Genomic DNA, 10,206 nt, shown 5'->3' on the forward strand with positions numbered 1-10,206 from the left:
ATAATTCTCAAATATTTTCCTTGCAAGTTTTACACTATTTCGATTCCGTATACGTACATTAGTGTTCTACTGCGTAACATCTCATTTTTATTCAGCATTATTCTTTTTGAGATCATACACCAACCCCAATCCGTAGCCGGGCCCTTGAAAGATATTTCTCCCGGCGAACACGTAAGAAACACTACCGTAGATCCCAAAATTCTTAAAAAGGGGTTTAAATATTGTTCCGCCGATCTTATGATAATCCACCGCAAATTCCTTAAAATTCTGTGGTCGCGGCGTCCCTCTATAATCAATGCCCCCAAAAGAATATTGTGATTCGTAGTATCCATCGAAGTACCACGTTTGCAGTGCTCTACCCAGCTTCAATGTAGTAGGCAACGCATCGGGAACCTCGTCAAATTTAAACGCATAGCCCGTTTGCAGTGTTACAAACCAACCGGTGTCTAACTGGTAATGTCCCATAATTATTGGTTCTAACGAAGTAGCTTGTTGGCCTATATCATTAAGACCGCCAATGGTATAGTTTGAAAGTGGAGTTGAAAATCCCAAGGCAGTGCTCAACTGAAAAGAAGCAGAGTTCTTTTGCTGTTCATAGAACCTATATTTGGCAAAGAATCTGATATCCTGAAATGCTTTATTAGGGCCAATTTCAGTGTATGGCACCGATACTTGTACGTCGAAGATATTTGTTATTCCGTAGGAACCAAAAAGACTCACATAGAATTCTTCTCTGCCAATATCAAGCTTGTCATTGCCCGCAAAGTAGGCGTTACCTTTTTTATAACCTCCTCCCAGAACGAAGGTTGCATTTCCTTTTCCACGGTAAAAACCATCAATGCTACCTTGTGCAATGACTGTGAAAGTTAATAATAAAGCGATGCAAAGTCCGATTCCTTTTTTCATACCCTTTTTTAAGCTAGGTCGAAAAGATAGTTACAAACTAACGAGGGTCGCGAACTAGAGGCATGGTTGTACAGCGTAGCAAACCTTCCTGTTTCGATATTTCGGCGTATGGAACCTCCTCCACGGTAAAACCTTGAGAACGCAACCAGCTATTGAGGCGGCTGAAATTCTTTTCAGAAATAATTACTTCTGGGCTTATAGAGAAAACGTTGCTGTTCATTTCATACATCTCCTCTTTGGTAATATGAAAGCAGTTTTCTTTTCCGAAGAAATCCAGCAACCATTCATATTCATCGTTTTCTAAAAATCCTTCTTTATGGATGATGCATTTACCTTTCCCCAATGGTTGAAAACAACAGTCCAAGTGCAGGGCGTTGTCCTTTGCCACAGTATTCGATTTTCGGAGATTGAATGATTTTACCTTTTTATGCGGAAACAACGTTTGAAGATGTCTGACGGCTTTCATATTGGTTCGAGCCGTTATATACTGTGAGTAATCGTCCCCATAATAGGTACCTACAAAAATATAATCGCCCCAAGGCATCACATCGCCACCCTCTATATGGGCATCTTCTGGAAACTCAATGATCTTCGATGCGTCGATCTGTTCGATCACGTGGTGAAGGGCGTCGATCTCACGAGATCGGTCTTCCAAGATGTTCGCCTTAATGAACTTATCGTCGATGACAAAAGCAATATCACGTGAGAATATTTGATTGTAATCTACTATTTTATCAGGACGGTAGACCTTTACATCATACTTTTCAAAAACCTTTGCCACAGCATCCATTTCCTTTACCATGTCCTCATCTTTCGGATAGGTACCTGCTGCGATATGCTCTGCCGATTTAGGATCGTACGCATCTTCCAATTTAGGCACAGGTCCATTACTGTCTGCTCTTCCCAGAACAACAGCTCTAAGTCTCGAGATTTCGTCTGTAATATGTAAGTGAATCATAATGGTAAATATAAAAAAAACCATCCGCTGCTACCGGATGGTTCCAAAATAATATTACAAAGGGTCTTAGCGGTTGCTAATGTCTTTAAAAGATCTTAGTTTTTCTCCTATATACACTTGTCGAGGGCGCCCAATAGGTTCTTTACGGAGTCTCATCTCTCTCCATTGAGCAATCCAGCCGGGTAATCGCCCTAAAGCGAACATAGGCGTGAACATCTCTACAGGAATACCTAATGCACGGTAGATGATCCCTGAATAGAAATCGACGTTGGGGTACAACTTACGATCCACAAAGTAAGAGTCTTCCAATGCTTCTCTTTCTAATCCTTTAGCAATATCCAAGACCGGATCCTCGATCCCCAATGCGTCCAAGACATTGTCTGCAGATCTTTTTATAATTTTCGCACGCGGATCAAAATTCTTATATACACGGTGTCCGAAGCCCATAAGACGGAAAGGATCGTCCTTGTCTTTAGCCTTGGCCATGAATTTCTTAGTATCTCCACCATCTTCCTTGATGGCTTCCAACATTTCGATCACAGCTTGATTGGCACCTCCGTGAAGTGGTCCCCACAAAGCAGCGATACCTGCCGAAATTGATACGAAAAGTCCTGCATGCGAAGATCCCACCATACGTACCGTAGAAGTAGAACAGTTCTGTTCGTGGTCTGCATGAAGAATTAGCAGTTTATCTAAAGATTCTACTACTACTTTATTTGAAACATACTCACCACTTGGTTTTTTGAACATCATTTTAAGGAAGTTCTCAACGTAGCCTAGATTATCATCACCGTAATCCAAAGGCAGGCCAACACGCTTTCTGTAGGCCCAAGCTGTCAATACCGGAAATTTCGCTAGGATACGAACTATGGCATTGTACATTTCTTCTTCGCTATCTACGTTTACGGAAGAAGGGTTGAATGCTACCAATGCCGAAGTAAGCGAAGACAACACGCCCATGGGATGGGCTGATTTTGGAAACCCATCGATGATCTTCTTTACATCTTCATCCACATGGGATTGCGCTTTAATATCATTATGAAATTTCTCTAATTGAGACTTAGTGGGTAATTCTCCGAAAATTAGTAAATAGGCCACTTCCAAGAAATCAGCCTTTTCTGCCAATTCTTCAATAGAATACCCTCTATAACGAAGGATTCCTTCCTCCCCGTTAAGAAACGTAATGGCACTTTCACAGGAGCCGGTATTTTTATATCCGGGATCCAATGTTGTAATCCCGTTCGTGTCCCCACGAAGTGATTTTATATCTATAGCGAGTTCGTTCTCGGTACCTTCAACAATTGGAAATTCATACTTTTTTCCGTCGATCTCGAGGATGGCAGTTTTTGACATATACTTAATTTGATTTTATAAAAATTCGGAATTGTAAAATTACAAAATATTGAACGAATTTTTAACAACTACTAACACTTGTTAGGTTAAAAAAACCTTAAATAAGTGTTGTGTCAGAATAATTTCTGAAAGCTTTCCTTTCCTTACAATAGGAAGGAGTCCGTATTTATACCTTAAACGCTTTTCGTTGGGGGTAATAGGCAACTTCACCCAACTCCTCCTCAATACGAAGCAATTGGTTGTATTTAGCCATACGGTCACTACGCGATGCCGAACCGGTCTTTATTTGGCCGCAATTTAGCGCCACGGCAAGATCTGCAATGGTGTAATCTTCAGTTTCTCCACTTCGGTGAGACATCACAGAAGTATAACCGGCGTTGTGTGCCATATTTACTGCTGCAATGGTTTCAGTAAGCGTTCCTATTTGATTTACTTTGATAAGTATAGAGTTAGCTGTCTTTTCAGAAATACCACGCGACAAACGATCTACATTGGTAACAAAAAGATCATCTCCAACCAACTGTACCGTATCCCCAACCTTTTCAGTAAGATATTTCCAACCGTCCCAGTCATTCTCATCCATACCGTCCTCGATAGAAATGATTGGATACTTGGCGCAAAGCTCGGCCAAATAATCGGCTTGTTCTTTGGAGGAACGCACGGTGCCTTTATCGCCTTCGAAGATACGATAATCGTACTTGCCATCTTTGTAGAATTCGGCTGAAGCACAATCCAAAGCGATCATAACATCCTCTCCAAGTTGATATCCGGCTTTTGAAGTTGCTCGTTTGATGGTATCCAGAGCATCTTCGGTTCCCGAGAGTGTTGGAGCAAAACCACCTTCATCGCCCACAGCGGTACTAAGCCCTCTGTCGTGTAACACTTTTTTTAGATGATGAAAGATCTCACTTCCCATTTGCATCGCATGCGTAAAGTTTTTTGCTTTTACGGGCATGACCATAAATTCCTGAAACGCAATAGGCGCGTCGCTGTGAGAACCCCCATTTATAATGTTCATCATGGGCACGGGCAACGTTTTTGCACTCACACCCCCAACGTAGCGATATAATGGCATCCCCAGCTCGTTCGCAGCTGCCTTTGCCGCCGCCAAAGAAACACCTAGAATAGCATTCGCCCCTAATTTAGATTTATTGGCAGTACCGTCAAGATCGATCATGATCTGATCGATGAGTGCTTGTTCAAACACAGAGATCCCCAAAAGCGTTCCGGCGATCTTTCCGTTTACTTTTTCAACGGCCTTCAAGACACCTTTCCCCATATATGCATCGCCACCATCACGTATCTCTACTGCCTCATGTTCTCCTGTGGACGCTCCCGAAGGCACCGCAGCACGCCCCATAAAACCATTTTCGGTGATCACATCTACCTCAATAGTGGGGTTCCCCCGTGAATCGAATATTTGTCGTGCGTGGATGTCTATAATGATGCTCATGCTGGTTGTGGATTATGAGATTTAATATAATTTAAAAAGTCATCAAAAAGATACGAAGCATCGTGCGGTCCGGGACTGGCTTCGGGATGGTATTGTACCGAAAAGACCGGTCTATTCTTCATACGAATTCCTGCCGCTGTCTTGTCGTTAAGATGCAGATGCGTGATCTCTATCTCGGGGTGCGCTTCAGCTTCTTCACGATTGATTGCAAACCCGTGGTTCTGTGAAGTGATCTCCCCTTTACCCGTTAGCAGGTTCATGATGGGGTGATTGATTCCTCGGTGACCATGGTGCATTTTATAGGTTGAAATTCCGTTTGCCAAGGCCAAAATCTGGTGTCCCAGACATATTCCGAAGAGTGGCGCACCGGACGCTATAATCTTTTTGGTGGTCTCGATCACCTCTTTGAGTGGTTCCGGATCTCCGGGGCCGTTTGATAAGAAGTATCCATCGGGTTGAAACGCTTTTAACTCTTCGAACGAAGTATTGTATGGAAATACTTTGATGTAGCAATCACGTTCGGCCAGGTTGCGAAGGATATTCTTTTTGATCCCAATATCCAAAGCAGATATCCTATATGTCGCATCCTCGTTTCCGAAGAAATACGGAGCGTCCGTTGAAACTTTGGATGCCAACTCCAACCCTTTCATATCGGGCACCTTCGCCAATTGCTTTTTTAAACCGTCAATATTATCAACTTCCGTAGAGATCACAGCATTCATTGCGCCATTATCCCGTATATAACTTACGAGCGCACGGGTATCCACATCGCTAATGGCAAGAAGGTTATGCTGATTCAAGAACGACTCTAAAGAATCGTCTGCGGCAGGACGTGAAAAATGATAACTGAAGTTGCGGCATATAAGTCCGGCGATCTTGATCCCTTCAGATTCCACCTCGTCTTTATGAGTGCCGTAATTTCCGATGTGCGCATTGGTAGTGACCATTAATTGTCCGAAATAGGAAGGGTCTGTAAAGATCTCTTGATAGCCGGTCATTCCGGTATTAAAACAGACTTCGCCAAAGGCAGAGCCTTCTTTTCCACCAACAGCCTTGCCATAGAAAATTGTACCGTCTGCCAATAAAATGATTGCTTTTTTACGTGTTTGATATTTCATACCTTAAAAATGTTTTGCAAAAATACTTTAAAAGATAAACCTGTACAATGCAGGCATAAAAAAAGGGACAAACCTTGAAAGTTTATCCCTTTTGAATTTTATGAAGGAGGCTTCATTTATTCTTCCTCTTTTTTAGCTTCAGTTGCCTTCGCAGCCGGAGCTGTTGCAGCGGCTTTAGAGCTACCGCCTCGACGACTACGACGTGTAGACTTCGTTTTCTTAGCTTTTCCTGCGTTATACAACTCATTGTAATCTACTAGCTCGATCATCGCCATGTCTGCATTATCTCCCAATCGATTTCCCAATTTAATAATTCGGGTGTATCCTCCCGGACGATCGCCAACTTTAACTGCCACGTCTCTAAACAATTCGGTAACGGCATCCTTTTGACGGAGTTTTGCCATCACGATACGACGGTTATGCGTGGTATCTTCTTTAGATTTCGTAATTACAGGTTCTACAAACTGCTTCAATGCTTTTGCCTTTGCAACCGTTGTGTTGATTCGCTTGTGCTCAATTAGGGAACAGGCCATATTCGCCAACATAGACTTTCTATGCGCTGTTTTTCTACCTAAGTGATTTGTCTTTTTTCCGTGTCTCATGACATTGTTTTTTAATCATCATCTTGCTACAACCCGCTTTGAGGAGCAAAATATGACGTATTAATCTTTATCTAATTTATATTTTGAAAGATCCATCCCGAAGTTTAGTCCTTTCACATTTACCAACTCTTCAAGTTCGGTTAATGATTTCTTTCCGAAGTTTCTGAATTTCATCAGATCGTTCTTATTGTACGAAACAAGGTCTCCAAGTGTATCCACTTCAGCCGCTTTCAAACAGTTAAGTGCACGTACCGAAAGGTCCATATCAACTAACTTTGTTTTAAGCAATTGTCGCATGTGCAATGATTCCTCATCGTAGGTTTCCGTTTGTGCGATCTCATCAGCTTCAAGCGTAATTCGCTCATCACTAAATAACATAAAGTGATGGATCAAGGTCTTGGCCGCTTCGGTCAACGCATCCTTAGGATGAATAGAACCGTCTGTAACGATCTCGAAAACTAACTTTTCGTAGTCGGTCTTCTGCTCTACACGGAAATTCTCAATGCTGTATTTCACATTTTTAATAGGCGTGTAGATAGAATCTGTAAAGATGGTTCCAAGAGGAGCGTTTGCTTTCTTGTTCTCTTCGGCAGGAACGTATCCTCTTCCTTTTTCGATCGTGATCTCGAAATTAAGGTTCACCTTCTTTTCCATATTACAGATCACCAATTCCGGGTTCAACACCTGAAATCCTGAAATAAATTTTTGGAAATCTCCAGCAACTACTTGATCAGATCCACTTACAGAAATAGTAACGGTCTCATTATCGATCTCATCAATTTGTCTTTTAAAACGAACTTGTTTTAAATTCAAGATGATCTCGGTTACATCTTCCACAACTCCTGCGATCGTTGAGAATTCGTGATCAACACCCTCGATACGTACCGAAGTGATTGCGAATCCTTCCAATGAAGAAAGTAGTACTCTTCTTAATGCGTTACCAACGGTTAATCCGTATCCGGGTTCCAAAGGACGAAATTCAAATTTCCCTTCGAAATCGGTTGAATTAATCATGATAACTTTATCAGGCTTCTGAAAACTAAATACTGCCATAGTGTGACTCGTGTGTTTTAATTATTTAGAATATAATTCAACGATGAACTGCTCGTTAATGTTCTCGGGGATCTGAAGACGCTGAGGAATAGAAACATACGTTCCCTCCATTTTCTCGCCGTTCCAAGTGATCCACTCGTAGACATGACTTGCGTTCGCCAACGAATTTTGAATAGCTTCAAGAGATTTTGACTTCTCTCTTACAGCAACGACATCCCCTGCTTGTAACTGGTACGAAGGAATGTTTACTTTTTCACCATTTACGGTGATATGACGGTGAGACACCAATTGTCTTGCAGCCTGACGGCTAGGAGCGATCCCCATTCGGAACACTACGTTATCAAGACGTGACTCTGCCAATTGCAACAATACTTCCCCGGTAATTCCCTGAGCAGCTGTTGCTTTTTTAAACATATTTCTGAACTGACGCTCTAAGATACCATAGGTATATTTGGCCTTTTGCTTTTCAGCCAATTGGATTGCGTATTCAGATTTCTTTCCACGACGACGGTTGTTACCGTGTTGCCCCGGAGGGTAATTTCTCTTTTCGAAGCTTTTGTCTTCTCCGAAGATAGCCTCGCCGAATTTACGGGCTATTTTAGTTTTTGGACCAGTATATCTTGCCATGTTAAAATTGTTTAGAAGGAAAAACTAAATTAAGGTCTTAACTATCCTCTAGCTTTGTTGCTCCTTCTGGTTGATATTTATAATTATACTCTTCTTCTTTTTGGAGGACGACATCCGTTGTGCGGCATTGGCGTAACATCGATAATCTCGGTCACTTCAATTCCTGCATTGTGGATGGAACGAATAGCAGATTCTCTACCATTACCCGGACCCTTCACATACACCTTTACTTTACGCAAACCTGCAGCATGTGCTACGGCAGAAGCGTCTTCGGCTGCTAATTGTGCAGCGTACGGTGTGTTCTTCTTGGATCCGCGAAAGCCCATTTTACCGGCCGATGACCAAGCAATCACGTCTCCGTTCTTGTTCGTTAATGAGATAATGATGTTGTTAAAGGAAGCGTTCAAATGTGCCTCACCAACAGACTCAACATTAACCTTGCGTTTCTTTGTACTTTTTGTACTTTTTGAGCTAGTTTTTGCCATATCTCTAGGGATTATTTAGTTGCTTTTTTCTTGTTAGCAACTGTTTTACGTTTTCCTTTTCTTGTTCTGGAGTTATTCTTAGTGCGTTGACCTCTTAATGGGAGACCCGCTCTGTGACGAATACCTCTGTAACAACCAATATCCATTAAGCGTTTGATGCTTAATTGGACTTCACTACGTAATTCACCTTCGATCTTGAAGAATCCAACAGCATCACGAATAGCCCCGATTTCATCATCGTTCCATTCGCTTACTTTTTTGTCTTCACTAACTCCGGCTTTGTTCAATATATCTTTCGCTCGGCTTTTACCAATTCCGAAGATATACGTTAACGCGATTACACCCCTTTTTTGTTTCGGGATATCTACACCTGCGATTCTTGCCATAATTATCCTTGTCTTTGTTTGAACCTAGGGTTCTTTTTATTAATTACATATAATCTGCCTTTCCTGCGAACAATCTTGCAGTCGGCACTTCTTTTCTTAACGGATGCTCTAACTTTCATCTCTTAGTATCTATAAGTTATGCGAGCCTTAGTCAAATCATAAGGACTCATTTCTAATTTTACTTTGTCTCCGGGTAACAACTTAATGTAGTGCATACGCATCTTACCCGAAATGTGCGCAGTTACTATATGACCATTTTCCAATTCCACACGAAACATTGCGTTAGACAATGCTTCTACAATCGTTCCATCTTGTTCTATTGCGGGTTGTTTTGCCATAATTATGCGACTGCTTTTCTGTTTTTACCGGACTTCATTAAGCCGTCGTAGTGACGATTCAACAAGTACGAATTGATTTGTTGCATAGTATCGATAGCAACCCCTACCATAATAAGTAGCGATGTACCACCGTAGAATAATGCCCAGCCTTGTTGGATTCCCATCAACTTCACTACAAATGCAGGGAAAATAGCGATCAACGCTAGGAAGATAGAACCCGGAAGGGTGATCTGTGACATAATTCGGTCCAATAATTCTGCTGTTTCTGTTCCTGGTTTTATCCCCGGAATAAACCCACCACTACGCTTTAGATCGTCTGCCATCTTATTGGTTGGCACCGTAATCGCAGTATAGAAATAGGTAAAGATAATGATCAACGCCGCAAATACGATATTGTACCACAATCCGAAGATATCACTAAAGGCAGCCTGAATGGACTGCGCTGTTTCACTTTCTGAAAGACTCGCCACCGCAGAAGGTACAAACATGATCGCCTGTGCGAAGATGATTGGCATTACCCCTGATGCGTTAAGCTTTAGCGGAATAAATTGTCTCGCGCCAAAAATGTTCTTTTCGTATCCTCCGCTAGCTGTTCTTCTGGCGTATTGTACCGGGATCTTTCGTACGGCCATTACTAGCATCACAGATGCTAGAATAATCACAAACCAGATCACCAATTCAATAAGGATCATGATCAATCCACCATTCGACTCCAATACTCTAGATGCGAACTCTTGAGCAAAAGACAATGGCAAGGTTGCAATAATACCGACCATAATAAGGATAGAGATACCGTTACCAATCCCTTTGTCCGTGATCTTCTCACCCAACCACATGGCAAAGATACATCCTGTTACAAGAATGATCGTTGACGACACATAGAACATTGGCGTTTGACCCAATATAAAGGCTTCCACAGGAACACCT

Annotated in this window: 13 protein-coding genes; all 13 read right to left on the reverse strand. The window is 41.9% G+C overall.

Annotated features, from left to right (window positions below; genetic code table 11):
* Positions 1–87: 87 nt before the first annotated feature.
* Positions 88–906 (reverse strand): transporter, encoded by an 819-nt coding sequence (locus AACZ11_RS08340; RefSeq protein ID WP_290628538.1) that lies wholly within the window; start codon positions 904–906, stop codon positions 88–90.
* A 37-nt stretch (positions 907–943) separates the two neighbouring features.
* A complete protein-coding gene (locus AACZ11_RS08345; protein WP_290628537.1) occupies positions 944–1,864 on the reverse strand; it encodes an arginine deiminase family protein in 921 nt (306 codons plus the stop codon).
* A gap of 66 nt (positions 1,865–1,930) precedes the next feature.
* Positions 1,931–3,217: a citrate synthase gene (locus AACZ11_RS08350; RefSeq protein ID WP_290628536.1), complete on the reverse strand. Its 1,287-nt coding sequence runs from the start codon at positions 3,215–3,217 to the stop codon at positions 1,931–1,933.
* A 166-nt stretch (positions 3,218–3,383) separates the two neighbouring features.
* Positions 3,384–4,670 (reverse strand): phosphopyruvate hydratase, encoded by a 1,287-nt coding sequence (gene eno, locus AACZ11_RS08355; RefSeq protein WP_339832124.1) that lies wholly within the window; start codon positions 4,668–4,670, stop codon positions 3,384–3,386.
* A complete protein-coding gene (gene carA / locus AACZ11_RS08360; protein ID WP_290628533.1) occupies positions 4,667–5,788 on the reverse strand; it encodes a glutamine-hydrolyzing carbamoyl-phosphate synthase small subunit in 1,122 nt (373 codons plus the stop codon). The genes eno and carA overlap by 4 nt, the downstream gene beginning before the upstream one ends.
* Before the next feature lie 116 nt (positions 5,789–5,904).
* On the reverse strand, positions 5,905–6,390 hold the full coding sequence (rplQ, locus tag AACZ11_RS08365; RefSeq protein ID WP_290628531.1) for a 50S ribosomal protein L17: 486 nt from the start codon (positions 6,388–6,390) through the stop codon (positions 5,905–5,907).
* Between the two features lie 60 nt (positions 6,391–6,450).
* Positions 6,451–7,443, reverse strand: coding sequence for a DNA-directed RNA polymerase subunit alpha (locus AACZ11_RS08370; protein WP_034259279.1), 993 nt, complete (start codon positions 7,441–7,443; stop codon positions 6,451–6,453).
* 21 nt (positions 7,444–7,464) lie between these two features.
* Complete coding sequence (gene rpsD / locus AACZ11_RS08375; RefSeq protein ID WP_290628528.1) at positions 7,465–8,070, reverse strand: 30S ribosomal protein S4; 606 nt, start codon at positions 8,068–8,070, stop codon at positions 7,465–7,467.
* A gap of 83 nt (positions 8,071–8,153) precedes the next feature.
* The gene (gene rpsK, locus AACZ11_RS08380; RefSeq protein ID WP_034259283.1) at positions 8,154–8,555 is read right to left on the reverse strand and encodes a 30S ribosomal protein S11; all 402 of its coding nucleotides are present in this window, start codon (positions 8,553–8,555) and stop codon (positions 8,154–8,156) included.
* A gap of 11 nt (positions 8,556–8,566) precedes the next feature.
* Positions 8,567–8,941 carry a 30S ribosomal protein S13 gene (gene rpsM, locus AACZ11_RS08385; RefSeq protein ID WP_034259285.1) on the reverse strand — a complete coding sequence of 125 codons (375 nt, stop codon included), beginning with the start codon at positions 8,939–8,941 and terminating at the stop codon, positions 8,567–8,569.
* 2 nt (positions 8,942–8,943) lie between these two features.
* On the reverse strand, positions 8,944–9,060 hold the full coding sequence (gene ykgO, locus AACZ11_RS08390) for a type B 50S ribosomal protein L36 (RefSeq protein ID WP_013305171.1): 117 nt from the start codon (positions 9,058–9,060) through the stop codon (positions 8,944–8,946).
* A 3-nt stretch (positions 9,061–9,063) separates the two neighbouring features.
* Positions 9,064–9,279 carry a translation initiation factor IF-1 gene (gene infA / locus AACZ11_RS08395; RefSeq protein ID WP_034259287.1) on the reverse strand — a complete coding sequence of 72 codons (216 nt, stop codon included), beginning with the start codon at positions 9,277–9,279 and terminating at the stop codon, positions 9,064–9,066.
* 2 nt (positions 9,280–9,281) lie between these two features.
* Positions 9,282–10,206: SecY family transport protein (locus tag AACZ11_RS08400; protein ID WP_290628485.1), on the reverse strand; the 925-nt coding region annotated here is incomplete at its 5' end.

It is taken from the genome of uncultured Altibacter sp., assembly GCF_963972995.1.
Lineage (GTDB): Bacteria > Bacteroidota > Bacteroidia > Flavobacteriales > Flavobacteriaceae > Altibacter.